At 42.8% G+C, this 26,971-nt stretch carries 25 protein-coding genes and 1 riboswitch; of the genes, 9 read left to right on the top strand and 16 right to left on the bottom strand.

The features are described 5' to 3' along the window. Nucleotides 1–30: 30 nt before the first annotated feature. The 6 genes from thrS to metA form a co-directional block, all read right to left on the bottom strand. Nucleotides 31–1,968 (bottom strand): threonine--tRNA ligase, encoded by a 1,938-nt coding sequence (thrS, locus tag AC0YOD_RS20870; protein ID WP_475801252.1) that lies wholly within the window; start codon nucleotides 1,966–1,968, stop codon nucleotides 31–33. Between the two features lie 450 nt (nucleotides 1,969–2,418). Next, on the bottom strand, nucleotides 2,419–3,351 hold the full coding sequence (locus tag AC0YOD_RS20865; RefSeq protein ID WP_475801251.1) for a putative sporulation protein YtxC: 933 nt from the start codon (nucleotides 3,349–3,351) through the stop codon (nucleotides 2,419–2,421). A 185-nt stretch (nucleotides 3,352–3,536) separates the two neighbouring features. Beyond that, a complete protein-coding gene (gene mqnC, locus AC0YOD_RS20860) occupies nucleotides 3,537–4,673 on the bottom strand; it encodes a cyclic dehypoxanthinyl futalosine synthase (protein WP_475801250.1) in 1,137 nt (378 codons plus the stop codon). Nucleotides 4,674–4,839: 166 nt separating this feature from the next. Then, nucleotides 4,840–6,012 carry a trans-sulfuration enzyme family protein gene (locus AC0YOD_RS20855; RefSeq protein WP_475801249.1) on the bottom strand — a complete coding sequence of 391 codons (1,173 nt, stop codon included), beginning with the start codon at nucleotides 6,010–6,012 and terminating at the stop codon, nucleotides 4,840–4,842. A 3-nt stretch (nucleotides 6,013–6,015) separates the two neighbouring features. Beyond that, nucleotides 6,016–7,179 carry a PLP-dependent transferase gene (locus tag AC0YOD_RS20850; protein ID WP_475801248.1) on the bottom strand — a complete coding sequence of 388 codons (1,164 nt, stop codon included), beginning with the start codon at nucleotides 7,177–7,179 and terminating at the stop codon, nucleotides 6,016–6,018. A gap of 27 nt (nucleotides 7,180–7,206) precedes the next feature. Continuing rightward, on the bottom strand, nucleotides 7,207–8,124 hold the full coding sequence (gene metA, locus AC0YOD_RS20845; RefSeq protein ID WP_475801247.1) for a homoserine O-acetyltransferase MetA: 918 nt from the start codon (nucleotides 8,122–8,124) through the stop codon (nucleotides 7,207–7,209). 133 nt (nucleotides 8,125–8,257) lie between these two features. After that, nucleotides 8,258–8,366: riboswitch (SAM riboswitch) on the bottom strand. 391 nt (nucleotides 8,367–8,757) lie between these two features. Between metA and corA the strand changes: the two genes are divergently transcribed. The 5 genes from corA to AC0YOD_RS20820 all read left to right on the top strand — a co-directional run bounded on the left by corA (nucleotide 8,758) and on the right by AC0YOD_RS20820 (nucleotide 13,090). Further along, complete coding sequence (gene corA / locus AC0YOD_RS20840; protein ID WP_475801246.1) at nucleotides 8,758–9,693, top strand: magnesium/cobalt transporter CorA; 936 nt, start codon at nucleotides 8,758–8,760, stop codon at nucleotides 9,691–9,693. Between the two features lie 156 nt (nucleotides 9,694–9,849). Beyond that, nucleotides 9,850–10,752 carry a LysR family transcriptional regulator gene (locus AC0YOD_RS20835; protein ID WP_475801245.1) on the top strand — a complete coding sequence of 301 codons (903 nt, stop codon included), beginning with the start codon at nucleotides 9,850–9,852 and terminating at the stop codon, nucleotides 10,750–10,752. Between the two features lie 28 nt (nucleotides 10,753–10,780). Beyond that, the gene (locus tag AC0YOD_RS20830) at nucleotides 10,781–11,590 is read left to right on the top strand and encodes a histidinol-phosphatase (RefSeq protein WP_475801244.1); all 810 of its coding nucleotides are present in this window, start codon (nucleotides 10,781–10,783) and stop codon (nucleotides 11,588–11,590) included. 154 nt (nucleotides 11,591–11,744) lie between these two features. After that, the gene (locus AC0YOD_RS20825; protein ID WP_475801243.1) at nucleotides 11,745–12,590 is read left to right on the top strand and encodes a DMT family transporter; all 846 of its coding nucleotides are present in this window, start codon (nucleotides 11,745–11,747) and stop codon (nucleotides 12,588–12,590) included. A gap of 191 nt (nucleotides 12,591–12,781) precedes the next feature. Beyond that, nucleotides 12,782–13,090, top strand: a complete 309-nt coding sequence (locus AC0YOD_RS20820; protein WP_475801242.1) for a winged helix-turn-helix transcriptional regulator — start codon at nucleotides 12,782–12,784, stop codon at nucleotides 13,088–13,090. A gap of 45 nt (nucleotides 13,091–13,135) precedes the next feature. On the opposite strand, the gene AC0YOD_RS20815 is transcribed toward AC0YOD_RS20820, so the two are convergent. The 3 genes from AC0YOD_RS20815 to AC0YOD_RS20805 all read right to left on the bottom strand — a co-directional run bounded on the left by AC0YOD_RS20815 (nucleotide 13,136) and on the right by AC0YOD_RS20805 (nucleotide 14,466). Further along, nucleotides 13,136–13,309, bottom strand: coding sequence for a hypothetical protein (locus AC0YOD_RS20815; protein ID WP_475801241.1), 174 nt, complete (start codon nucleotides 13,307–13,309; stop codon nucleotides 13,136–13,138). Nucleotides 13,310–13,532: 223 nt separating this feature from the next. Beyond that, a complete protein-coding gene (locus AC0YOD_RS20810; RefSeq protein ID WP_475801240.1) occupies nucleotides 13,533–14,147 on the bottom strand; it encodes a DUF2812 domain-containing protein in 615 nt (204 codons plus the stop codon). Next, nucleotides 14,134–14,466, bottom strand: a complete 333-nt coding sequence (locus AC0YOD_RS20805) for a PadR family transcriptional regulator (protein ID WP_475801239.1) — start codon at nucleotides 14,464–14,466, stop codon at nucleotides 14,134–14,136. Before AC0YOD_RS20805 ends, AC0YOD_RS20810 begins: the two co-directional genes overlap by 14 nt. Nucleotides 14,467–15,349: 883 nt before the next feature. Between AC0YOD_RS20805 and AC0YOD_RS20800 the strand changes: the two genes are divergently transcribed. Beyond that, nucleotides 15,350–16,639, top strand: a complete 1,290-nt coding sequence (locus tag AC0YOD_RS20800) for a lytic polysaccharide monooxygenase (protein ID WP_475801304.1) — start codon at nucleotides 15,350–15,352, stop codon at nucleotides 16,637–16,639. A gap of 150 nt (nucleotides 16,640–16,789) precedes the next feature. On the opposite strand, the gene AC0YOD_RS20795 is transcribed toward AC0YOD_RS20800, so the two are convergent. The 3 genes from AC0YOD_RS20795 to AC0YOD_RS20785 all read right to left on the bottom strand — a co-directional run bounded on the left by AC0YOD_RS20795 (nucleotide 16,790) and on the right by AC0YOD_RS20785 (nucleotide 19,575). After that, entirely contained in the window at nucleotides 16,790–17,755 is a 966-nt protein-coding gene (locus AC0YOD_RS20795) for a metallophosphoesterase family protein (protein ID WP_475801238.1), read from the bottom strand. A 46-nt stretch (nucleotides 17,756–17,801) separates the two neighbouring features. Then, on the bottom strand, nucleotides 17,802–18,653 hold the full coding sequence (locus tag AC0YOD_RS20790; RefSeq protein ID WP_475801237.1) for a DMT family transporter: 852 nt from the start codon (nucleotides 18,651–18,653) through the stop codon (nucleotides 17,802–17,804). 160 nt (nucleotides 18,654–18,813) lie between these two features. Beyond that, on the bottom strand, nucleotides 18,814–19,575 hold the full coding sequence (locus AC0YOD_RS20785) for a DeoR/GlpR family DNA-binding transcription regulator (protein WP_475801303.1): 762 nt from the start codon (nucleotides 19,573–19,575) through the stop codon (nucleotides 18,814–18,816). 259 nt (nucleotides 19,576–19,834) lie between these two features. On the opposite strand from AC0YOD_RS20785, the gene AC0YOD_RS20780 reads away from it, so the two are divergent. Beyond that, nucleotides 19,835–20,482, top strand: a complete 648-nt coding sequence (locus AC0YOD_RS20780; RefSeq protein WP_475801302.1) for a formylglycine-generating enzyme family protein — start codon at nucleotides 19,835–19,837, stop codon at nucleotides 20,480–20,482. A 177-nt stretch (nucleotides 20,483–20,659) separates the two neighbouring features. Here AC0YOD_RS20780 and AC0YOD_RS20775 read toward each other — a convergent pair whose 3' ends face one another. Continuing rightward, nucleotides 20,660–21,445, bottom strand: a complete 786-nt coding sequence (locus tag AC0YOD_RS20775; protein ID WP_475801236.1) for an SDR family NAD(P)-dependent oxidoreductase — start codon at nucleotides 21,443–21,445, stop codon at nucleotides 20,660–20,662. Between the two features lie 236 nt (nucleotides 21,446–21,681). Here AC0YOD_RS20775 and AC0YOD_RS20770 point away from each other — a divergent pair, with 236 nt between their 5' ends. Beyond that, nucleotides 21,682–22,335 (top strand): TetR/AcrR family transcriptional regulator, encoded by a 654-nt coding sequence (locus tag AC0YOD_RS20770; protein ID WP_475801235.1) that lies wholly within the window; start codon nucleotides 21,682–21,684, stop codon nucleotides 22,333–22,335. 121 nt (nucleotides 22,336–22,456) lie between these two features. Here AC0YOD_RS20770 and AC0YOD_RS20765 read toward each other — a convergent pair whose 3' ends face one another. Continuing rightward, on the bottom strand, nucleotides 22,457–23,743 hold the full coding sequence (locus tag AC0YOD_RS20765; RefSeq protein WP_475801234.1) for an amidohydrolase: 1,287 nt from the start codon (nucleotides 23,741–23,743) through the stop codon (nucleotides 22,457–22,459). A 147-nt stretch (nucleotides 23,744–23,890) separates the two neighbouring features. Between AC0YOD_RS20765 and AC0YOD_RS20760 the strand changes: the two genes are divergently transcribed. Next, complete coding sequence (locus AC0YOD_RS20760; RefSeq protein WP_475801233.1) at nucleotides 23,891–24,892, top strand: MerR family transcriptional regulator; 1,002 nt, start codon at nucleotides 23,891–23,893, stop codon at nucleotides 24,890–24,892. An 88-nt stretch (nucleotides 24,893–24,980) separates the two neighbouring features. On the opposite strand, the gene AC0YOD_RS20755 is transcribed toward AC0YOD_RS20760, so the two are convergent. After that, complete coding sequence (locus AC0YOD_RS20755; protein ID WP_475801232.1) at nucleotides 24,981–25,994, bottom strand: zinc-binding alcohol dehydrogenase family protein; 1,014 nt, start codon at nucleotides 25,992–25,994, stop codon at nucleotides 24,981–24,983. Further along, nucleotides 25,991–26,950 (bottom strand): aldo/keto reductase, encoded by a 960-nt coding sequence (locus AC0YOD_RS20750; protein ID WP_475801231.1) that lies wholly within the window; start codon nucleotides 26,948–26,950, stop codon nucleotides 25,991–25,993. The genes AC0YOD_RS20755 and AC0YOD_RS20750 overlap by 4 nt, the downstream gene beginning before the upstream one ends. Nucleotides 26,951–26,971: the final 21 nt, after the last annotated feature.

The following is a 26,971-nucleotide window of genomic DNA, read 5'->3' as shown; positions in this document are numbered from 1 at the left end:
CCAGATGGTCCAAGCTTTATGCGTGGAACCTTATTGTTCTTTATCTGCGATTTGTTTCTTCAGCTGTGCAATCAGCTCTGTAACAGGGATCGCGCCTAAATCGCCTTCGCCGCGTTTGCGGACGGAAACGGCCTCAGCTTGCATTTCATTCTCTCCGACAACGAGCATATATGGCGCTTTCTCCAGCTGCGCCTCACGGATTTTGTAACCGAGCTTCTCATTGCGCAAATCGCTCTCAACTCGGATGCCGCTAAGCTGCAGCTGCTCAGCTACTTTGCGAGCATAACCTTCGTATGCAGTGGATACAGGAATGACCTTTGCTTGTACGGGCGACAACCATAGCGGCAATGCGCCAGCGAAGTTTTCAAGCAAGAAAGCAGTCATTCTTTCCATTGTGCTGATAATGCCGCGGTGAATAACAACAGGACGGTGCTTCTTGCCATCCTCACCGATATACTCAAGCTCAAAACGCTCTGGCAGCAAGAAATCAAGCTGTGCAGTTGACAATGTCTCTTCTTTGCCAAGTGCTGTTTTAATTTGAACATCCAGCTTAGGTCCGTAGAATGCTGCTTCGCCTTCCGCTTCGAAGAACGGAAGCTCAAGCTCTTCCACAACCTCACGAAGCATACGCTGAGACATTTCCCACATCTCATCGTTTTGGAAATACTTCTCCGTATCCTTAGGATCCCGGTAGGATAGACGGAAGCGGTAATCCTTGATACCGAAATCCTCATACACCTTACGAATCAAGTTAACAACGCGTGCGAATTCTTCCTTGATTTGATCTGGACGACAGAAGATATGAGCATCATTGAGTGTCATCGCACGTACACGGTGCAAGCCAGTAAGCGCTCCTGACATTTCATAGCGATGCATGGTACCAAGCTCAGCAATCCGAACTGGCAGATCGCGGTAGCTGCGCATATCGCTTTTGAAAACCATCATATGATGCGGGCAGTTCATTGGACGAAGAACAAGCTCCTCGTTGTCCATGATCATTTTCGGGAACATATCCTCGCTGTAGTGCTCCCAGTGACCGGAAGTTTTATAAAGCTCTACATTAGCTAGAACTGGCGTATAAACATGCTCATAGCCCAAGCTCTCTTCAAGGTCAACGATATAACGCTCCATTGTTCTGCGAAGCTTCGCACCATTTGGCAGCCATAGCGGCAAGCCTTGACCTACCTCTCGAGAGAAGGTAAACATTTTGAGCTCGCGGCCTAGTTTACGGTGATCCCGTTTTTTCGCTTCCTCTAAGAAATGAAGATGCTCGTCAAGCTGTGCTTTTTTCGGGAAAGCCGTTCCGTAAATACGTTGAAGCATTTTGTTCTTGGAATCACCGCGCCAGTATGCACCTGCTACACTAAGCAATTTGAATGCTTTGATACGGCCAGTAGACGGCAAATGCGGTCCGCGGCACAGGTCAAAGAATTCGCCTTGATCATACATTGTAATAACCGAATCAGCCGGAAGATCACGAATTAGCTCAAGCTTCAAATTGTCATCAAGCTCTGTGAAGATCGCTAGCGCTTCGTCTCTGCTAACGATACGACGGCGAATATCAAGATTTTGCTGAACGATCTTTTCCATTTCCTTCTCGATCTTAACAAGATCCTCAGGTGTCAAGGATTGTTCCATATCTATATCGTAGTAGAAACCATCCTCAATTACCGGACCGATTCCCAGCTTAACATTCGAATTACCGTACAGGCGTTTAATCGCTTGTGCAAGCAAATGTGCTGTACTGTGACGATAAACTTCCAGTCCATCAGCAGAATCCACCGTTACGATCTCAATGGCTGAATCCGCTTCGATTGGTGTGTATACATCAACCACTTTTCCATTAATTTTTCCTGCGATAGCATTTTTACGAAGGCCTGGGCTAATAGATCCCGCTACTTCTTCAATTGTTGTGCCTGCGGCATATTCTCTTACAGCGCCATCAGGCAAAGTTATTGCAATACTCATTCTCGTTCATCCTCCTGTTTGTAAGCCGGCAATGGCTCAGATAAGCTTTTTTCAAGCAAAAAAGAACACAAAAAAAGCACGTATCCCTAAAAAAGGGACGAGTGCTTGTGTGCTCGTGGTTCCACCCTACTTCGACTGCGTGATGCATAACTCAACAGTCCTCGTATTTTCTGGTAACGGAGAAATCCGGTATCGCTTAGTACTGCAGCATATCTCCATATAAAGATATCTACAGGTTAGGCTATACAGCTTCAAAGGGGTACATCTACAGACGTTATGGAAGGAAATTTCAGCCTAGTTTCCTCTTTCTGGGCCAAACATCATGAGCAGACACATGTCTTTTTCATTGCCGATTAGATCTTATATGTGAGTCATTATAGCTCGACTTAAGCTTTTGGTCAAGGCTCTAGCGTTAGATGCCCAAATTCACCTGTCATTTAGTATCCTTTTTTACGGCTGAAGAAGCTCATCCAGACTGCTGCTGCAGGATGCGCATTGTACACAGACGGTCACCCGCTGCTCAAAGATGGTTTCAATCGTGCGTATCACCTGCATATCCGGTTGCCTCGTGTGAATCGTGATATGTTTGGGCGATACCGATATAAGCGAGCTAATGACCATATCCTCGATATTCATTTCTGTCTCCAGCATTTCCGCAACGATGCGATCGGTTGGCGGATTAGGATCCAGCGGCTGAAAGCGTTCATCATAAATCATGAAATCATGACCGCCCTTATGAAGCAAATGCACCATAGGGATCTTGGTATCTTGCAGAAATACAAAATATTTCAACAGGGAGATGAACTCCTGATATTGCTTATCTAATACATATTCATCCAGTGCATAATCGACGATCTCCGATAATTCTTTGCGGTATGACACTAATCGAAAGCTTGTGAAGCCCTCCAGATTAAACTGTGTATGCTCCTGCAAATACTTATCCACTTCAACTGCAATCTTATTTTTTCGTCTTAAACGATCGGCATCAAGAAATTTTGTGCCGAGACCATCCCATTCCTTGCCGTGTAACAAATCATGACAGTACCTTTCAATGGCTGCTGTATCTGTTGTTATATTATTACGATATTTTTTGCGAATAATGGATGCCAGCATCCCTGTCTCCAGATCACTAACCACATACTCCGCAATCGCTTGTGATGCAGCTTTATAGAGAATTGGACCATGTACTTTAAGCTGAAAATGCGGCAAAATGGCCTGACATCTTATATCTTGCTCTGAAATCGCTTGAAATGTTACCAATGCCGCTCGTTCAACATTTGAGCCGATATGTAAATCGACGATTGCTTGTTCCGTCAATAAATGGGTTAATTTGTCCATCGATTGCTGGAGGCTACTCGGCAACGATATCGTAAACAGTTCCATAAGCTCACCCCTTTTCTTCCTTATCAGTATATGGTGCCGCTACACACGATATACGATGAAGAGATTGGAATGTAAGGAAGCCTGTTTATACGTATAAAAATAAAACGTCTGTCGAGATGTCCTCCTGCCTATGGCAGAATGGATCGACAGACGTTCCAATAATAAGTGCATGATTCTAAATATAATTAATTTTGCATAACGAAATCAAGACCGGCCATTTCATTGCCATGATAGGTTTTCAAAATATTATATTTCGTATCCCGCTGTGCAGGAATTTTACCGCACTCGCGAATGAGCTGAAGTATAAGATCAATGTTTACTTTGTGAGTCGTGCCTGCCGCTGATACGACATTCTCCTCGATCATTGTGCTTCCGAAGTCATTGCAGCCATAGGAGAGAGACAACTTACCCATTTCCGGCCCCATTGTTACCCAAGAGGATTGGAAGTTCGGAATATTATCCAGCATAATGCGGCTTGCAGCGACAATACGCAAATATTCCTCAGGAGGTGCTTTCTCCAGCTTCAAATTGGTATTATCCGGTTGGAAAGGCCAAGAGATGAATGCCAAGAAGCCTGTGGAATCATATTTGTTAGCAATGCATTCATCCTGCGCATCACGAATGCGCATCATATGTAATGCCCGCTCCTCCACTGATTCGCCTAGTCCATATACCATCGTCGCAGTCGTATTCATGCCATGACGATGCGCTGATTTCATAACGTCCATCCAATCCGTCCAAGAGCCCTTCATACGGCTTATTTTACGGCGTGTGCGATCATCCAATATTTCTGCGCCGCCCCCTGGCAAGGAATCAAGTCCCGCCTCATGCAGCTGTCTGATAACCTCATCCAAAGAAAGACCATCCGATACAACCTTCATCTTCTGAATTTCAGCAGGTGAGAAGGAGTGCATCGTAATTTCTGGGTAATGCTGTTTGATTTTGCGAAGAAGATCCAAATAATACGTAAATGGCAAATTCGGATTCGTTCCGCCTTGCATCAAAATTTCTGTACCGCCAACGTCGATCGTTTCTTGAATTTTACTCAAAATCGTTTCGTCAGGAAGCACATATCCTTCCTTAGATCCAGGTGCGCGATAGAAAGCGCAGAAGCGGCAATATACATCGCAAACATTCGTATAGTTAACATTTCGACCAACAACGAATGTCGTAATTGGATCTGGATGATGCCTTAGCATAATCTGATTCGCAACATGACCCATCTTCTCAATTTGATCCGATGAGAGCAATTCCATGCCTTCTTCAAACCCAATTCGTTCACCGCGCAATGCTTTATCCAATATATGGTCTATCGTTCCCATTTCGCAAAGGCCTCCTTTATAACAACCCTATTCAAACCTCTATCTATTCATCCTAACATATTTTGCGGCTGCTAGTCATCCGAAGCAACGATACTGTAACTTTCTAAATAGAGAAAACACGGAGCGTCTATTCGCGCAGCCGTGTTTTCCTTTCCTTCTATAGAAACTAGTTGCGAAGTGCTTGCTCTAAATCCTCTATCAAATCCTCAATGTCCTCTAAACCCACCGAGTATCGAACCAATCCATCTGTAATGCCGCGCGCATGTCTAACTTCCTTAGGCATTGCTGCATGAGACATCATAGCCGGATAGGACAGAATGCTCTCAACCGCGCCTAAGCTGACAGCTACCAATGGTATTTGAACCTTGCTCAGCATGGATTTGGCACGCTCTCCGCTGCCTACATCAAAGGAAACGACAGCGCCATAACCTAGTGATTGCTTCTCGTGAATAGCGCGTCCTGGATGTCCTTCCAAGCCAGGATAGTAGACAGCCGTCACTTCTTTACGCTCAGAAAGCCATTCCGCAAGTCTGCGTGCGCTTCGCTCGCTATATTCCATTCGAGCCTTAAGTGTCTTCATTCCGCGCATGAGCAGCCATGATTCCTGTGGGCTTAGAACCGATCCAAGACCGTTCTGAAGCTGCTTCAACCGTTTACCCAAGCTTTCATCCTTTGTAACCGCTAGACCCGCCAGTACATCGCTGTGTCCGCTCAAAAACTTTGTAGCGCTGTGCAGAACGATATCTACGCCAAGCTCTAATGGACGTTGATGATAAGGGGTCATGAATGTATTATCCAGCATCGTAAGCAGGTTGTTTTCCTTTGCCCAAGCTGTTGTCTCTGCTATATTTGTAATTTTTAAAGTTGGATTGGATGGGGTCTCCATAAATACAGCACGTGTATTTGGTTTCAAGGCTGCCTTCACAGCTTCGAAATCGGTCATATCAACGAAGGTTGATTCAATGCCCAAACGTTCCAATACTGTTGTTAGCAAGCGGTAGGTTCCGCCATAAACATCCTCCGTAACAATTACATGCTCGCCTGTTGAAAGCAGTAAGAATGCTGTTGATATCGCAGCCATTCCCGATGCAAATGCGAAGCCTCTTGAACCGCCTTCAAGGAGCGCGATGTAATCTTCCAACGCTTGCCGAGTCGGATTACCCGAACGGCTATAGTCGTAATCGGGCGGATTGAAAATGTCATGATGATGAAAGGTTGAAGCTTGGAAGATCGGCACGCTTGATGCGCCTGTATGCGGATCTATTTCCGCACCAAAATGCAAAAGTTTGGTAGCAAAACGGCGATCATCAGGTTGAATTTTATTTGTCTCTTCGCTCATCGACTAGAGCACCTCCCCAATCTCTTGAATGGCAGCAGCAAATGCTTGCTCCAGATCAGCAATCAAATCATCAGAATGCTCTATGCCGATGGAGAATCGAAGAAGGCGATCATCAACGCCGATAGCTTGACGGATTTCTAACGGAATATCGGCATGCGTTTGAACAGCTGGGTAGGTCATCAGTGACTCTACACCGCCCAAGCTTTCCGCGAATGCAATGAGCTGAATATGGCGAAGGATCGGCTCAACATATCGTGAGTCCTTCAACCGGAATGATAAGATGCCAGTATTGCCAGAAGATTGCTTGTTCTGAATGTCATGTCCTGGATGATGCGGCAATGCGGGATAATACACATCCTCAACGATAGCATGCTCCATCAAATATCCTGCAATGGTTGTCGCATTGTATTGATGGCGTTCCATCCTCAACGCCAACGTCTTCATGCCTCTCATAAGAAGCCATGAGTCCTGCGGTCCTAGAACTGCGCCGATGGAATTATGAAGAAAGGCGATTTCTGCTGACAGCTCTTTGCCCTTCGATACGATAAGACCCGCTAAAACATCATTATGTCCGCCTAAATATTTTGTCGCACTATGAATAACAATATCTGCACCCAGCTCGATTGGACGCTGGAAGAAAGGCGTAAGCAGCGTATTATCTACAATCGTAAGCATACCTTTCGACTTCGCCCATGACGCAACTCTCTCGATATCCGTAATCATCATTAGAGGATTGGTCGGCGTTTCGATAATGACTGCTTTCGTATTTGGTGTACACAATAACGACATTGCATCGATATCATTGGTATCTACATAGGAAGCCGTTACACCGAATCTGGACATAATCCGCTCAAGCAGACGGTAGGTGCCGCCATACAAATCAAGTGAAACGATCAAATGATCACCTTGGCTAAACAGCGAGAAAACCGTTTGCAAAGCAGCCATACCGGAGCTGCATGCAAATCCAGCATCACCGGATTCTAATTGCGCTGCCGCTTCTTCCAAAACAGCTCTAGTAGGGCTTTTTGTGCGCGCATAATCAAATCCTGTGCTCTGTCCTAATTTGGGATGACGAAACGCAGTCGCTTGATAAATGGGAAAGCTAACAGCACCGGTTACAGGTTCCTTAATTGATCCAATTTGAGCCAAATGACTTTCGATTTTCATAATGATACAGCACTCCCTTATCTCTATTTAAATGTCTGCGCCCAAATCAAACGGTGTCTGCTGATAAACGTAGTAGTTCAACCAGTTTGAAAATAAAAGGTTTGCATGAGCTCTCCATGTCGAACGCGGCAATTTTTCCGGATTATCACCTGGGAAATAGTTTTTTGGCACATCTATTTGAAGACCCTTGTCTATGTCGCGATCATATTCATACTTAAGTGACGTTGGATCGTATTCAGAATGACCGGTCACAAATATTTGTCTGCCATCTTTGGAAGCTACGAGATATACGCCAGCTTCATCGGATTCTGACAAAATATCCAGCGCTTCAATTGTGTCAATGTCCTCACGGCGAACCTCTGTATGGCGGGATTGAGGAACGAAGAACATCTCATCAAAACCGCGAAGCAGATTAACATTTCTTTTCTCAATCGTATGAGGGAAAACACCGAACATTTTGCTGTCCAAATTATATTTAGGAACGTTGAAGTGATGGTAAAGTCCTGCTTGTGCGGCCCAACAGATATGGAATGTGGATGTCACTCGTTTTGCGCTCCAATCCATAATCTCCTTCAGCTCTTCCCAGTAGTTCACTTCCTCAAAAGGCATATGCTCAACTGGTGCTCCTGTAATGATAAGGCCATCATAGTACTCATGTGAAATTTCATCGAATGTTTTATAGAACGCTTCAAGATGATCTGTGGATGTATTCTTGGATGTATGCGTTCGCGGGTGAAGCAATACGACCTCAACCTGAAGCGGCGTATTACCAATGAGTCTGAGCAATTGTGTTTCTGTTGTTTCTTTAGTAGGCATTAAATTCAATATGGCAATTCGCAGCGGTCTAATGTCTTGCTGATAAGCGACACTCTCATCCATTACGAAAATATTCTCGTTACTCAAAATTTCTTTCGCTGGCAAGTTATCTGGCACTTTAATAGGCATATCGATCACTCCCTGTTTAGTTACCAAAGCTTATGTGTAATAATTAAGCTTAGGCGTATGTCCGCTTAAACAACAAAAAGACCTTTTCTGTTGTGAGAAAAGGTCGTATGCTCAGTTAAGAAGCCATCCGCCTCTCTCATCTCCCAGAAACATAAATGTTTCCGCAAGAATTAGCACCGTGCATAGTTATGCCGGTTGCCGGGCTTCATCGGGCTAGTCCCTCCGCCTGCTCTTGATAAGAAAGTAGTCTATTCATTTTTTTAGCGATTACATTTCAATTCCTACTTTAATGCATTCTTTATGGCGCGTCAAGATCGTAGTTCGCATATGCTGATGTTGTAAGGGAAAAAAGCATGTATTTAGGCTTGAATGTAAAGCAGGCTGGGGAGTATACTAGACAAGAATTATGACAACTATTTTACTAATAAAGGGGTGCAAACGACATGGAGGGCGACAGACCGAAGCCTGATCAATATCGAATACGATTACTGCCGGTTCTATGTGAATCGGGCTCGTTCCGCAATCTATGCCGCAACCCAGTTACGATGACTGACTGAATGGGCGGCTAGGATAAGCCCTATGCCACCTCTTTAGCCGGCAGTTCTCTCTAATGGAAGAAAGGAGTGACTGCGGATGAAAATTCGTCTCGTTAACAACGGCGTTTTCACCACTATTGATGATATTAATGAAACGCTTGTCCCTGCCAAAGAAGGATTTTACTGGATTGATGCTGATGTTGAGGATCTCGTTGTATTGCAGCCCTTGTTCAATATGCATGATCTAGCTGTAGAGGATTGCCTCAGTGAAGAAGAGCAGCGTCCAAAGATTGAGATTTATGAAAGCCATTATTTTATCGTTATTAACAGCATTCGTTTCGATGATGAAGAAATCTTTTTACGTGCGCTTAATATATTTCTTGGGCGTCATTTTATTATTACCGTTACCAAACAGAAAATTAATGAACTCCGTTCATTAAAGCCGCTGCTGTGGGAGCAAGAGGTTAGCAGTCCCGATTACTTCCTCTATCACCTTGTTGATATGGTTGTCGATAATTACTTCCTCGTCGGCGATCGACTCGACAATCGTATTGAAGCACTCGAAGAAGCTATTCTCATGCACACAAAAAAATCTCACCTTAATGAGATCATCGGATTGCGAAGTGAAATATTATGGCTGAGGAAAATTCTTGGCCCGCAGCGCGATGTCATAGCCACACTAAATAAAAAAGATTTAAAGCTGATCGACGACCAGCTCCAAAAATATTTTAGCGATATTTATGAAAATGCTTTGAAGATCGCGGAGTCCTTTGATACGTATCGCGATCTTATGGGCAACTTACGAGAAGCTTATCAATCCAGCGTCGCCAACCGCGCCAATGAAATCATGCGCGTGTTCACCGCGATTACGACAATATTCATGCCCCTAACGTTTATAACCGGTATTTACGGAATGAATTTTGATTTCATCCCCGGCATGCACCTCCGAATGGGAAGCTACATTTTGTTAGCCATTATGCTGTTTCTCGGTGTGAGCATGTTTTACATTTTCCGCAAGAAGGAATGGTTGTAACAGAGAACGGGACCACAATATAGAAGGGCTGTGCTCGCTTAAGCTATCAAGGCTTCAAGCGAATACAGCTCTTTTTTTTTGCCGTAGTAGGTTATATCCTTTATAATGAAAAGATGCGAAAGCAGTCCAATCTTTAACCTTGAAAGGGGGATTGACGTGAACATTAGCCAGCTAGAGACACTTCTTATGATTTCCAAAACGATGAGCTTCCGCAAGGCCGGCGAGCTGCTCAATCTTACTCAGCCTGCCGTATCGGCACAAATAAAAAGTTTAGAAGATGAATTCAAAACCGTTCTTATCGATCGAAATCAGCCTGTCACCTTAACCGACCATGGACAAGTATTTTTAGACCACGCATCGAGAATGCTATCTATTGTAGAAGAACTGAAGCAAAAACTTTCCGATCTAAATTCTACCCCGCAGGGTCACATTTTGCTTGGAACAACATCAACGATGGCCATACAAATTTTGCCTCGCGTGCTGTCATATTTTCAAGATCAATTTCCTTTGATCAAAACCACTATTCATTCCATGCCCTCATCCCAAGTTATGGCAAGTGTAGAAAATGGCTCCGTAGATATCGGTATCACTTATTTAACTGAGAGAAATCCGAACGTTTCCTCCTCTGTCCTATATTACGATACGTTTGAACTCGTCGTGTCGCCGTCTCACCCTATGAGCAAGCTTACACACATAACGGTTGACACTCTAAAGGATGTCCCGATGATCATGCTTGGTCCTGATACGTTAGGCCGCAGATTCGTCGATCAAATATTACGCAAGCATAATGTCCAGCCTAATGTCATCATGGAGTTATCAAGCAGTGAAGAAGTTAAACGAATGGCGGAGATCAACCTCGGTGCTGCTGTCGTCTCGAAGCTTTCCATTACGAACGAGCTTCGCCTCGGCACGTTAAAGATGATCAAGGTTCATGAGCTGGATACAAGTCATCCAGTAGGCGTGGTCTATAAGTCAGGCCGCTATCTAAGTACTGCCATGCAGCAATTTCTGAGTGATCTAAAAGGAATGCCCGAGCATCATTTCATCAGCAGTGAATAACAACCATAGTGAATAAGGAGAGATTCTAATGAAATTCGACTTACATACTCATCACGTCAGATGCGGTCACGCCGATGGCAACATTGAAGATTATATTCTTGCAGGCATGAAGGCTGGTCTTCAAGTAATCGGTATTTCTGATCACTCGCCTTACTTCTACCATAAGGAAGATCAACCTTCACCCGGCATTGCAATGGCAAGGAGCGACTTTGCCAATTATGTTGAAGAGGTTCTGCGTTTGAAGGAGAAATACGAGGGTAAAATAGAAGTACTGCTCGGTATGGAATCAGATTTCTTCCCTGAGTATCTGGAGAGCTATCGGCAAGCATATGAGGGCATTCCATTCGATTATCTAATTGGCTCTGTTCATCAGGTCAGCGGTGTCAGCATCTTTAATCGAAATCGTTGGAAAAACCTAACGGAAGAGCAGCATATAACGGAAAAACGCAGCTACTATGATTTGATTAAGCAGTCTGCTCGATGCGGAATGTTCAATGTTTTGGGACATATTGATGCAATGAAGGGCTATTATCCTGCGTTCTCAGACATTCCTGCTGATTGGGAAATTGATGATGCCCTTCAAACAATCGCTGAAAATGATGTATCCATTGAGATCAATACATCCGGAAGCACGAAGTATGTAGGCGGTTGGTATCCATCCGATGCTATTTTGGAGCGTGCGCTTTATTTCGGGGTTAACGTGACCTTCGGATCAGACGCTCATGTACCAAGTCGTGTTGGTGATGAATTCGAGCTTGTGCAAAAGCGGCTTAAAGAAATCGGCTTCAGGCAGTGGGTATTTTATAGAAAACGGCAGCAAATTATTGTGCCTTTGTAAAGTTATAAATGGACAAAAAAAGTGGACCTGCACGCTGCAGGTCCAAAAGTATATATTTAAAAGGGGGTCTTGTTTATTATAATAGCCCATTAATGTAATGGGACGATAACAAGACTATTTCATTTGTGTAACAAATTCGAGGAGTTGGACAGTCATGTGGCTCATAACAGCCATCAGCAGCGCAATATTATTTGGATTTGCTGGCTGGTGGATGAAGGTATCACAAATGCGCGGCGGATCAACTAGACTTTTGCTGCTCGGTTTATATGCATCTGGAACGCTAGGCTTTGGTGTACATGCTGCATTCGAAGGCACCCTTGACAGGCTTGCCGAACCAAAAGTATGGATTGCCGGCGTCATTATCGGTGCAGGCTCTGCATGGGGAAATGCACTGTTCATGAAGGCTCTTCATTACGGACCCGCAAGCTTAACCTCTCCGCTCACGAATATGAATATCATATTGGTCATTGCATTAGGTACTTGGTGGTATAAAGAGCCTCTGAGCCTCTCAGAAGCGATCGGAATAATCCTCCTCCTGCTTGCCGTTGTGTTCATCGCCCATAAACGAAAAGAACCTCTAACGATCACTGAAAAGCGTTGGTTTATCATCGTTGGAGCTGCCGTTAGCCTGTTCGCGCTGCGAAACGGTGGACTTAAGGTTACGGAAGAGCTTGGCTTGCCCAGCGCACCGATTCTCTTTATCGCTTATGCGCTGTCACTGATTTGGTTTCTAATTCCCGCAAATAATAAAGATACGCGTTCCTCCAAGCGCACTGGTTTATGGCTCGGTATTGTTGCAGGGCTATTTTCTTACGGAGGCTTACAATTGTATGCCGTTGCGCTCGCAACAGGCCAAGCTAATCTGGCTGCCCCTATTTTTGCAACCAACAGTCTTGTCGTTGCTGCCGGCGCCATCGCTATTTACAAAGAAAAGCTAACCATTGTTCAATGGACAGCCTTTGCTTGTACGATTCTTGGATTGATCATTATTCGATTGTAGAGCTTAGCCTGTACTTCTAGTACAAAATGACAGCATTATGTGGAAAAGATGTGGAACGTTTCCGTATATTTCGTCTAACTTTTATATAGTAAATATATATATTTCAAAAATGCATCACTTACCATTGAAATGAACTTACTTTAAGTTTGTTGATATGCTACAATAGTATTACAAAAAGCGGGGTGATACGGTTGGATTATTCGACAATGTGCCCAAAGTATGAAGCGGCGGCTGACATATTAGGTAAGAAATGGACCGGCAGAATTATTCGGGTACTGCTTGGAGGACCTAAACGGTTTAAAGAAATAAAAGAACAAATTCCTGAAATGAGCGACAAAATGCTTACGGACCGTATGAAAGAGCTTGAATCCCTTAGCATTATTAATCGTCATGTTTATCCCGAAATGCCAGTGCGGATCGAGTATGAACTTACGAATATGGGCAGGGAGCTTGAACCAGTCATCGAATCCATTCAAAAATGGGGCGAAGAATGGATGTAATATAAGAAACCGCTTAGGCGGTTTTTTTTATTGCCTGGTTATTTACTACATACGCCTATTTCGTTTCTCATCCAAATAAATATCTAGTGCTGCAATACCCCGCAGCGCGAGTTTAATACATAAGTAGAGCAAGGTTATGCCCATCAAAATAAATAGTCCATATACAACAATGAGGATAATCGGAAAAATCGAAAACATACCAACTGTTGATCCTGACATCTAATCACTTCCTTTTTTATAAATGTATTCCGGTTTTCTTATTCAAAAATGATTGCAGTGTTTGTACTCACATTGAGTTTACACCATAATTTCACATTTTTATATTATGAATTCTAATTTGTACCGTTTGTTTCTCTGCTAACCGACTAAAATTGTTTCGTTTCACCTAACACAAAAAGCACGCCTATTGAAGGCGTGCTTTTTCATATTAGCAAATAATCTTCTAAAGAGATTTCATTTCCTTTGCCGTTCTTTGATATTTCAAATAGCTGTATACAAAAAGTAATGTCATTATAAGCAGCAGCCAGATTACACCAAACCGCATCATGGCAAACGGTGTTTCGAATAGAAATGCTGACCAAAATTCAACTCCAGCCTTATGCCAGAGCTCTGGCGTCAAATAAGCATCTTTCGGATTGAGATAAAATAACGCTGAATTTTGAGTGAAATATAACGCAAACAATATGATTAACAATGGAAATATTGATGTACCGTAATAGGTTGCTAAACGCTTGTATATGGCGGTTACCGAAGGGTTATCGGAAAAGAGCTCATCTTGACCATCTTTTTCTTTTATTAAATAATGATGGGAACTGCCCTTTCTTCCGGAGATATGCTTCCAACCGAACTCTTCATATAGACCTGCATAAGAGTCTAATTGATCTTTGGTTTTCAATACTTGAAAGTCGATCTTAATCACGCTATTGCGTTGTTCTGTTTCTACGAAAGTGTACATACCGAATCGGTTCACATTTGTTAATTCATAACCATTTCTAAGCCATTCATTCAACCATACTTCCTCTTTCTTAAAATCAATAAATAACTTAAATTTTCTCACCAACATTCCCCTCCATAAAAAGGTTGGTCATATGATACATACGCTTAGCATCCAGTCGTAAAATATAACGTCCTTTCTCGCTAAGAACATAAACCTTTCTTCGACTGTCATTATTTTCATTTATTTCCATTCGCTCAATTAATTGATGCTTCAATAAGTTTTCAATTGCACCATATAGTGTTCCAGCTGCTATGCGTACATCCCCAAGACTCATTTCTTCCACCTTTTGCATAATAAGGTAACCATGAGCAGGCTGCTGTAAGGCTAACATAATGTAGTACGTTGTTTCTGTTAATGGTAATAAAGGATTCCGCTTCATGTTTCTCCTCTCCCTATATAGTCTAACTATACAGTTCAACTACTTAATTGTATTATATACAGTTCAACTATACATTTCAACTGTATAATAAAAAATTCCACTTCACTAAAAAAGCAGCTCCATATTAACTAGGAGCTGCTCCATTTGAGTCAACGATATCGGACAGCTTCTTCGCATATGAAAGGAACGAAATGAAAAACTGCTGAAAGCAAATTAATCTTACATTTGTTCTACAAAAATGTTATAGATTCATGACATTTGCATGAAAATATTGTAGAAAGTATTTTTTTTGCATAAAAAATAGGTATGTCTCTATTACTTTATATCGGGATATAGACTTAGTCTTCATTATCCAATTCCCCCTAAAATAAGAGATTTTTCTCCTATCGAAAGTCCTAACACCGCTTCCAAAATCAGCATGAAATATATGTTAATTCCTTCTGATCAATCTCTCAAAAGCCTGTAACCATGCGATATTATCGTCATTTTTCAATCATTTTAATCCATTATTTGTTTGTTTTTATCAAATTTTTGATTAAATGCTCCAAAATACACTCAAAATATTTGCAAAGTTGTAGTACACTGAGTTCAGTCGAAATGAAACTACACATTTGTCCCCCTAAATACTCGTTACAGCCTCCTTAAGCAATTTTGCCTTTCTACACACTGATTGAGCCATTTACCAATTGTTCACCACAGAATATACAGAATAAATAGGATATGAACTCTATGGAGTTTATATATAAAAATCTCTTAAAAAAGGAGGTTTATTCTCGCTTGTCACGGCAATACAATCTTCCCAAATTTGAAGGAGGCTAATACATTGTCAACTATTCGTCTATCAAAATTAACGGTGAAGCATCTGCGTACGTACATTGGAATTATGCTTATAACTGCTCTAGGTCTCACACTTTTCTCGCAACAAATTTTTGCACATGGTTATATTGAAGGGCCTGCAAGCCGCGCTGCACTGTGTAAATCTGGTCAAAATACGGATTGTGGAGCAATTGTCTATGAACCCCAAAGTCTTGAAGCACCAAAAGGTTTCCCTGCAACAGGACCTGCTGACGGCAAAATAGCTAGCGCAAACGGTGCTTTTCCTAAGCTGGATGAACAATCTGCAACTCGCTGGGCCAAAGTGAATATGTCCTCTGGTCCAAATACTTTTACTTGGAAAATAACAGCCAATCACGCTACTACAAGCTGGAAATACTATATTACAAAACCAAACTGGAATCCAAATGCGGCACTCACTCGTGATTCCTTAGACTTAACACCATTTTGCACAGTGAATTATGGCGGTAAACAGCCACCTTCCTCTTATACGGACAGCTGTAATGTACCTGAACGGAGCGGATATCATGTCATTTTGGCTGTTTGGGAAATCGCTGATACCGGAAACGCTTTCTATAATGTCATTGACGCAAGCTTTAGCGGAAGCAATCCTGTTGATACACAAGCGCCTACAGCACCTACCGCTCTAATCTCTACAGCTAAAACTACAAACAGCGTGTCCTTGGCTTGGAATGCTTCGACAGATAATGTAAGCGTTACCGGATATCGGATTTATAACGGCAGCACCTTGGCTGCAACGGTTTCTGGAACAACTCTTACTTATAATGTAACAGGATTAGCAGCAAACACAGCTTACACATTCAACGTCAAAGCTATTGATAATGCTGGCAACCTGTCAAGCGCAAGCAATGCCCTTACAGTTACAACAAATGCTCCTGTCGGCAATGATACAGAAGCACCAACTGCACCAGGGGGGCTTCATGTTATGGGTGCGCCTACCGCCAGCAGCTTAATGCTTATGTGGAATGCTTCAACAGATAATGTGGCTGTAACCGGCTACCGCATTTATAACGGCACTACGCTAGTAACCACTGTATCCGGCTCAGCTACTGACTACACGGTTACAGGACTTAGCGCAAGCACAGCTTATACCTTTACCGTTCAAGCAATCGACGTTGCTGGCAATGTTTCCGCAGCAAGCACGGTTTCTGGAACAACGGCTGCCGCTTCTTCCGCTGCTGCTTGGGCAGCCAATACAGCTTACACTACAGGTACGCTCGTATCTTACAATGGCTCCACTTACGAGTGCCGTCAATCTCACACTTCACTGCAAGGCTGGGAGCCCTCCAATGTCCCTGCTCTATGGTTGTTGAAGTAGTACAAATGCAATCCTAATGACCACTCATTTTAAACCGCTAATTTCAAAAAAATAATAACCTCTTTAAAAAAAGGCAATCTCACAAGGTCCATTTAGACCTTGTGGGACTGCCCTCACATTGAGAATAATTTTATTTTTGAGTCACTAATCTTATGAGTGATTTCCATGTTCAGGCTGATGCTCTGTTTGATTCATAATGGAAGATCCATCATCGAGACGAAGCCACGACTCAACATGACGTTCGCCCTCCGTCAAGCGGATAACACGAGCTCCGCGTGGAAAACCTTCTTTGCCATATGTATTGAACCCTGTTGCGCGTCCGTAATGCAGCCGAATACCGTAAAGCTCTCCCCAAAAATCATTTGTATGATCATGGCCGCAGAATGCTGCTGTCACATCTCCCTGAGTCAACATTGCCGAGAAGAATCCTGATTGTACTTCTGGTGAGCAAACCTTCTCATTTTTGTTCCCATAGCAAACGGTTTGGTCCCACATGGTCTGGTACTCAGGAAGCGGAATATGAAAGAATGCAATTGCAGGCAAAATTTCACCTTCTAGACTGTTTCTCCAATTGCGGGATTGCTCCATATACCATTCAATCTGATCATGATGAATCCAATCGTATCCAGGAACGAGTGGGTTCTTCGAATAATCTCCGGAGTCAAGGCAATAGAGCAAGGCAGCTGCTTGCTCGCTACTTGCTCCCTTAACGGGAAGCACATAGTTCCCCATACCGTTGATATGCTCTGGGCCTTTTTGGACTAGAGAATACTTATGCGCTAATATACCATCCATTAATTCAGCCTTAGAAATACGGTTCTCGGTATCATGATTTCCAAATACAAATCCCCAAGGAATTTCTCTCTGCTCTACAGATGCAACTGCTTCCTGAAATGAACGAATAGGATCATCATACAAAGAAGTCCTCTCCGGATATTCGCTTGTAAAAATAGTGTCACCGGTAAACATAACAAAATCAGGCTGCTCGGTCTCCAGCACCAGCTCCATAACAGCTCGGGATTTCAAATCTATATCCGAACCATCCTTCCAATGAATATCCGTGAACTGAACAATTTTAAACGTACCGTCATTACGAAAGCGAAGCTCTTTTGACATCTTCATCCTTCTCTCACTGGTTTAATAACAATATACTTATTATGAACTACCCTGATAAAGCAATGATAATAATCCCCATCACAACAGCGATCGAAGCTGTAATCCTTCGGGACCCTTGTGTTTCTTTCAATACAAATAAGCCTAGCAGCGTACCGAACACAATACCTACCTCGCGCAGCGGTGCAACCATTGATACATTTGCACTTCTTGCTGCATACAAGAACAGTAAATAGGAACCCGGTGACAAAATCGCCCCGATCCAAATGATATTTAGATGATTGCGTATTACATTCTTTAACCGATTAAAATGAAGTGCTGCAGGCGTCAACCCAAGCATAAATCCAATATTCGTTACTTCAAGCAGCGCAAGCGGTGAAAGATAACCCAAGTTCGCTTTATCGATGAGCGTATAAGTCGTAATGCACAGACCAACACTCAGCGCGAGCAAAACCGGCTTTATAGATGTCCGAGTATGCTTTGTCCCTGGAGCTCGCCCGACCATAACGATAAAACCAACCAGCATACAGCAAATACCTATCCATCCCCACATAGGCATCTTTTCCCCTAATAACAATACGCCAATAGCTGGAACGAGCAAAGTCGGTGTACCGCGCATGATTGGATATACTTGCGACAAATCCCCTGCTTTATAGGTATAAGCGAGCAGCATCGAATACACACTTTGCATTGCCAGCGACGCACCTAGCAGCAGCCATTCATGAAGTGAGAACTGCGCACTCGACAATTCTATAAATAGTGTTGGTAATAATAGAATGGTAGCTGGGAAATAAATGACCCATAAGAATACAGGCTTATCCGTACTTTGTTTTGCAAACATATTCCACACAGCATGCGCCAAGCCAGAGCATAAAACAAGAACAAGCGAAATGACCAACATTGTAGCAACACCACCCCCTTTTCTATTTTCACAATCCACTTTACAAAACAATAACACACAAACACACATAAATTCAATATATCACAACGAAATACAAGTAAAAAAAAACGACTCCTGGCATGCTTCGCCAAGAATCGCTTTAAGATTTTCATTCATTTATTTACTCATAAATGATCTCAATCCCATTATCTTTATATTTTTTAACTAGTTCACGATCAATCTTAGAATCAGCTACAAACCGTTCGACCTCCGAGCAGCCGCAGACCTTAATCAGGGAGATTTGATCATACTTACTACTATCTGCAAGCGCAATCGTGCGTTTGGCGTTTACAAGCATCATCTTCTTCACTTGGACTTCACCGATCGCGTTATCCGTAACGCCTTGTTCCAGCGTCACACCGCTCATGCTCATTAGAAATAAATCAGCATGAAACCGTGAAGCAAATTCTTCAGCCAAATCGCCAATAATGCTTTGTTCTTCATTTCGTATAACGCCGCCGATCATAATCAACGTATAGTCAGGCATTGTAATTAATTCATTCACAATAGACAGTGAGTTGGTAATGATCGTCAGACGATTGAATTTAGCCTTGAGCGCTCTTGCAATATGCGTATTCGTCGTGCTTACATCAAGGGCGATAGACATCCCTTCTGTAACAAAACGGGTCGCAATCTGTGCGATTTCCATCTTCTCTTCTGAATATATCGATTCACGTATCGGCAAAGGAATTTCACGGCTATAGTCCGGTTCTTTCAGTATCGCGCCACCATGAACTCTTCGCAAGTATCCTTCGTTCTCTAAGTATTCCAAGTCTCGTCTTATCGTCTCAAACGAAACACCGAACATTTCAATAAGCTCAGAGGCTCGAATCGATTTGTCCCTATTCAGCATTTCGATAATTAACTGATGTCGCTGCTGCACAAACAACTGCGTCTCCTCCTTCCTGCCAAACTTCGAACTTTACTCTTAACTTAGAGTCTACCATATATCCCGATATTCGACCAAGCAGCCCATCTTAATAGGAAATAAACGTTATCCAGCATTATTTAAAATGAAGTCGTTTCAATTGTCTTTACATTAAGTTCTAAATATTGTAAATTTTATTCACTCTTTCTAATTCGTATAAAGTGAGGAGGCATGCTGAGTGGCAGAAGCTTTAAATAGCGATGTTAATTATCCCATGGTCCACATTCCAGGTGGCGAAATAGAATTAAGAGATGATCGAACAAAAAGGATATGGAAGGTGGAGTTGAAACCGTTCCTACTTGCCCAGTACCCTGTAACAATGGAGTTGTATTGTGCAATTACGGGGAAAACACCCAATACTATTGACCGAAATCAAAAGCCGGTTGTGAATATCTCATGGAATGAAGCCATTTATTTATGCAATCTTCTTTCCCAGAAAGCTGGATTGAAGGCATATTATTCAATAAGCGCAGACAATGATGAAATCATCTGTGATTGGGGATCAAACGGGTATCGACTTCCATCAGAAGCTGAGTGGCAGCATGCATGTAAAGCAGGGACTAGCGGATATAGATACGGAGAAATGGATAAGATCGCTTGGTATAATAAAAATTCAGACGGCGAAATCCATGATGTAGGAAATAAGGAGCCGAATGCTTGGGGACTGTATGACATGCTGGGCAATGTTTGGGAGTGGTGCTGGGATTTATATGACGAGAAGGTATACGGCTCCTACCGGATTTTTCGAGGGGGCAGCTGGGCTGAAGCGGAAAGAGGCTGCGGGGCAACCTGTCGTCGTCGCAGCCACCCATCATTTTGCATCGATGATCTTGGATTCCGCCTTGCTCGTTCTCTTTCATGAGGCTGATTAGAAGAGCCTAACCCCTTCCTTAATAAGGTCAGGGTTTAGGCTCGCTTACGCCTCTAAACTGCTCTAAATTTAGATAGTATCATCTTATCTTGCTCGGTAACTTCTGCCTGCAGATACGCCAATCCACATTAAGATTAAAGGAACCAATGATTATTGCGGTCTAAAAACTTAATGACGTGTACGAAGCATGCGTCCTACAACAAAAAGCATTTGTTTTCTTGTGAAGAAGCGAGTCATTTGAGCTGAGATGTAGTTCATAAACCCAGGGATAGCATATACTTTATTAGCTTTAAGCGAACGCAGAGCCACTTGAACCACATTCTCTGGCGTATCCCGCTTCCCTACAGACGCTTCGTCTGCCCCCACAACATTGAAAAATTCGGTTTCCGTTGAACCGGGGCATAATGCAAAAAATTGTACACCGCGTTTTCGGTTTTCCTCCCACAGAGCCTCTGTAAAAGATAAAACGAAAGCTTTAGTCGCACCATATACGGCCATATTGGGAAGAGGTTGAAAGGCTGCTGTTGATGCTACGTTAATGACAACGCCGCTTTTCCTTTTCAACATATCGGGTAAAAATAAATGAGTAAGATCAACAACCGCCATTACATTAAGCATCACTTCATCATGCTGTCTTGGTCCAGAAAGCTGTTCAAAAAGCCCATAAGTAGCGAAGCCTGCATTATTTATTAGAATATCTACACTTAAACCACGCTGCATACATTGTTGATAGAGCTCCATGGGAGAACCTTTTTGAGATAAGTCAGAGACCATTACCTGTGCTTGAACGCCATGTTTTTCCTGTAGTTTCTCTCGTAAAGCAATCAGTTTGGCTTCTGAACGAGCAACTAGAATCAAGTTGCTCCCTCTTGCTGCAAATTCATGCGCAAACCTTTCACCTATACCTGAAGAAGCACCCGTAATCAGCGTCCATTTGTTTTTTATTGGCATCATTATACCGTTTCTCCCCTTAACTCATAATCTGAAACGATGTTTCAATAAGAACCATTGTATCCAAATGAAATTACGTTGTCAAATAGAGAGCTTAACCTCCTCGAGCAAATGCTTCATTTCGTCTAATACATGCACAAACCATTAATAAATTGGCATTTTGCCATCCAAAACAGTAAAATAAGCTCTAGAGATAGGTACTATTCTAGAAAACTAAAGTTCTAAGGGTGTGAAATATCATGAATAATTCGTCCAAAATGCCTTCCATAGATGATCGTAAAGTTACAACATACCCAAATGCCAAACTTCAACATAACGAACTATTGAAATTCAACATTATAGAAGCTGCTGCATCAATCATGCAGGAACATGGTCCCGAAGCAGTAACCATTCGCAGAGTTTCCGAAAAAATGGAGTGCCCCACAAAAGTGATTTATAACTTATTTGGAAGCAAGGAAGGTTTGGCTAAAGAGCTATTTCTAGAAGGCTGCAAACTATTAGCGGCTGCCTTCCAAGCGGTGCCCGTACAAGCCGATCTAAAACAGTATCTTCTTGATCTTGGACAAGCCTATTGGGATTTCTCACGCCATTATACAAGTTACTATATGGTGATGTTTGGTGGTGCCTTTAGCGAATTCAAACCCGAAGAGGAAAGCTTACAAGCTATCGGTACAGCATTGCAACAAGTAATCACCCTCATTACTAAGGCCATTGAGCAGGGATTTATTACCGAGAAGGACCCCATACTTGTTGTTAATCTTGTTTGGGCATCGCTGCACGGCACGATCCACCTGTTTTTAGGGGGACATATGCCAAGTGAGGAAGCAGCTAAAATATTGTATGATCGATCCCTATCGAATCTAATCCAAACGTTTTTTCGGAGCGACAGATAAGTAAAATAGTTGTCTGTACAAGGTATACGATGAAAAGAAAATAAGCCGCTATCATGGTCATTCCCCGTGATAGCGGCTTATTTTTAACTTTGGAGTTTATAGAGTCTTTGTTATCTATTTACTAAATCCCTTCTACAATTCGTCTGGCGCGAACGGATACTTGGCTCAGAAGCTCTTCCTCATCAATCGTTAGCAGTTGGCGATTTCGCATAAGAACCTTACCATTTACAATCGTAGTATCCACATCGGCTCCATTCACGCTATAAGCAAGCAGTGATTCAACATTGTGAATGGGCTGTAAATGCGGTTTTTTCATATCTATTAAAATGATATCTGCTTTTTTGCCAGCTTCAAGTGTACCTACCTCTTCACCGATGTTCAGCAGCTTTGCACTTTCTTTGGTTGCCATACGAAGAATTTGACTAGCTGGCAGCCTTGTAGGATCGCCATAGTCTAGTTTTTGCAGCCATGAGGCAGCTTTTATTTCTTCAAACATATCCAGTGTCGTAGCACTTCCCGCACCATCTGTACCTAAACCGACTGTGATCCCTTGCTCCATCATAGCTGAGATAGGTGCGATACCGCATCCCAGCTTTAGATTACTTACTGGATTATGTGAAACGCCCCCGCGCATCCCCCTTAAAAAACGGATATCTCTTCGATTCACATGTACACTATGTGCCAAAAGAACATGTGATTTCTCAAATAATCCTAAATCATATAAGTACTCAGCCGGTGTTTTGTTGTACTTCTCTCTCATTTTGATGACTTCTTCTTTTGTTTCTGCTAAATGGATATGAATCGGTATATCCCTCTTCTCAGCAAGTGTGATGAGTTCTCTTAAGGGCTCGGGCGGGCATGTATATGGAGAATGCGGACCAAGCATGGTCGTAATTCTACCATCTGCTCCACCAGACCACCGATCTATCAGTTCGATAGCTTCGCTCATCCTCCTCCCCCCATCATCTTCCAGAAACACTAATCCTCGGGTCAATGATGCGCGCATGCCGACTTCCTCTATGGCTATAGCAATATCACTCATATGAATGTACATATCAGCAAAAGCCGTCGTTCCTGACTTAATCATTTCAGCCATCGAGAGCTTGGCGCCCCAATAAATATCCTCAGACGTCATTTTGGCCTCAGCGGGAAGCATTTTCTTATCTAACCAATCCATTAACTTAAGATCATCTGAAAATGCTCGGAGTAAACTCATAGGTGTATGCTGATGCGCATTGATCAATCCCGGCATAGCCGCCATGCCCGCACCCTGAATGACTTCCTCGGATGGAGCATTGATTTCAAATTGAATATCAGCAATCTTATCCCCCTCAATTAGAATATCACCAACGAAAGGCGTTTCATTCTTCATGGTGACGATCATGACATTTTTAATTAGTGTCCGCATAAAATACCTCCTGTTTTCTTCTTGATAACTAGAAGGATAAACCTTTCCTCAAGGAGAATGTCAACTCGAAAACAGTTATTCATTGGATTGAGCTTTACTTTCACCTAACGTGAACGTTTAATATAGAAATAGGAGATGGTGATTGAGATGAAAATAAAAGAGATAGCTAATAAGCTCAATATTTCTACAAGAGCCATTCGTTTCTATGAGGAACAAGGCTTGATTACGCCCATAAAACAAACAAATAATCAATATAGACTATTTAATGAAAAAGACATTTGGCGACTGCAAACCATTATTTCTTTACGAGAAGCAGGAATGACAATCGCTCATATCAAAAAATCACTTCTAGAGATAGATGCACAAGATACGGGAGAGCTTCAGTATTATTTGGAGCTGCAACGCTCCGTCCTCTTCTCAAAATGGTTGGAAATCAAGCATATTATTGAAACGACAGATGATATGATTGATAGCGTAAGAACGCATAAAACAATACCCCTCGACGATATTTATGCTCTAGCTGAAGGCTCAAAGCGACTAAGAGAACAAAGGGGCAGCTGGCAGGATAAATGGAATTATGATTCTTTAGCCAACAGCCATGACCAGCTAGTGTTGGAAGAAGCTTTAGCTTATAAAGGCTACGAGGAAGCTTTAAATCTCATAGTCAAATGGACATCCCCCCTGCAAGGTGAAATGGGATTGGATATTGGGACCGGAACTGGAAATCTAGCAGGAAAGCTTATTCAACAAGGCGCCGCAATGGCTGGAGTCGATCAATCCAAAGAAATGTTAAAGCACTGCAATAAGAAGTTTCCTAATATGGAGACGAAGCTTGGAAATTTTCTTGCTATACCCTATTTAGATGAAAAATTTGATTTTGTTGTCTCTAGTTTTGCTTTCCGTCATCTGACGAACGAGCAGAAACGATTAGCGATAGAAGAAATGCGAAGAGTATTGAAGCCACATGGACGCATATGTATTGCTGATTTAATGCATGCAAATGAAATAGAAATTAACCATTTCGAAGAAAATGATCATTACATATCCTTACCCGAGTTCGTTCATTTGTTCGATGATATGGGTTATATAACTAAGCATCAACGCATGAATGAACGTCTTCATGTCATTTTCGCAGTGCCAATACGATGAGGTAGTTAGTCATATAAGCTGCATTCCATCCATAAAAAAACATAAAAAAAAGCTGCCTCTTGTCAGAAGAGACAGCCTTTCTGTGTTTTTACAGCTCAACCATTGCTTTAATAACTTTTGACTCCGGTTTTAGCCATGTATCGAATTGCTCAATCATATGCTCAAATGAGGTTCGATGCGTTATAAAGCTGTTCACATCCATATTTCCGCTTTTGACTGCTTCAATGACATTTTCAAAATCCTCAATGGTAGCATTTCTGCTGCTCAGCAGCGTCATCTCTCGTTTGTGGAATTCTGGATCATTAAATGAAATATCAGCCTTCACTAGACCAACATAGACCAGCTTTCCGCCATGTCCAACGAGCTTGAAAGCATTCATCATTGATCGCGCGTTGCCCGTAGCATCGAATACGACAGTAGGAAAATCACCATTCGTCAAAGCAGCCAGCTTTTCCTTCGCTTCCTCAAGCGCATTAACGGTATGATCAACCTTCGCCCAGTCCCTGCAAAAAGCCAACCGCTCATCATTAATGTCCATCGCAATGACATTCGCGCCCTTATGCTTCGCAAATGCCATGACTCCAAGTCCGATTGGACCCGCTCCAATAACGAGGACCGTCTCTCCCTCCCTCAGCTCTGAACGTCGAACGGCATGTGCTCCGATACTGAAGGGCTCCAATACAGCAGACTGATCCAGTGTAAGCCCATTCGTCTTAATCAAATGACTAACAGGAACCGCTGCTAGCTCCCTCATGCCTCCATCAATATGAACACCCAGCACCTTCATATCCGTGCAGCAATTCGTTTTGCCGTGACGACAGGCAATGCATTCGCCGCAGTGCATATAGGGGATAACACTCACCTGATCTCCAACCTGGAGGTCTTCTTCCTCTTCGCCGATCTCTTCGATAATACCAGCAAGCTCATGGCCCAGTACGCGAGGATACGAAAAAAAGGGCTGATTTCCCTTGTAAGCATGCATATCGGTTCCGCAAATTCCAATTCTTCGAATCCGTATAATGGCTTCTCCATCCTTACGTATCGGTTCTTCTAATGCAATAAACTTAAGTTCATCAACCTTCTCGCATATGATTCCCTTCATTGCACCGAGCTCCTTGTATGTTTGATCTTGGTGTTATATTCAGCTGCGCCGCTCGCCCAAGTAACGTTATGCACCGGTTCCAAAATGGCAAGCACCTCACTAAGCAGCTGCTCATCGATTGGCTCATCTGTCCATTCTGCATTGCGGCGAATGTTATCCGGATTAGCCGTGCTCACCAGCGTTGTAGGAATTTGTTCATTAGCTGTTGCATACTGGATGGCAAGCTTTGCTATATCGGCTCCATTGTCGTTGCAGAACTGAGCAGCTTGCATCGATAGCTCCTTAAGCTTCTCGTCGGCAGGATGCCAGTCCGGCGTTCCTCTTGTGCTTAGCAGCCCCATAGAGAGCGGAGATGCGTTAACGAGTCCTACCTCTTGGCTTTCAATGAGTGGGAGCAGCTCCAGCAGTGATGTATCATTCAATGAATAATGGCAGTAAGATAGGATCACTTCAATCCCTGAATTGGGAAGCCACTTCTCAAACAACTCTAACGGCAGCCCAGAGATACCGAAATATCGAATCTTTCCTTGCTGCTTTAGCTTCTGTAGTGCTGGAATAGCTTCTTCGGCCTGAGCTGCCGTGACAAATTCCAAATCATGAAGAAACATCATGTCGATGTAATCCGTGTTTAGACGTTGAAGGCTCTCCTCAAGGCTGGCAAAAATCCGTCGTTCAGAGAAATCAAACTGATCCGATCCATACCTGCCCGCTTTTGTAGATAGCAGAAACTTATCCCTCGGAAGGTCACTTATCGCTTTTCCAAGCACCGTTTCCGCCTTCGTAAGACCATAATAAGGAGATACATCGATATAATTGATACCTGCATCAATGGCTGTATGAACAGTCCGAATAGCTTCTGCTTCGTTTGTATCACGGAATACTGAGCCGAGTGAAGATGCGCCAAAGCTCAGTACGGACACATCAAGACCGGTTTTACCTAGCTTTCTAAACTTCAATTTCTCCACTCCTTTTACTAG

Source organism: Paenibacillus sp. J31P13 (assembly GCF_056269295.1).
Note: the sequence above shows the minus strand (reverse complement) of the source record. Positions and strands in the feature narration are given on the sequence as shown.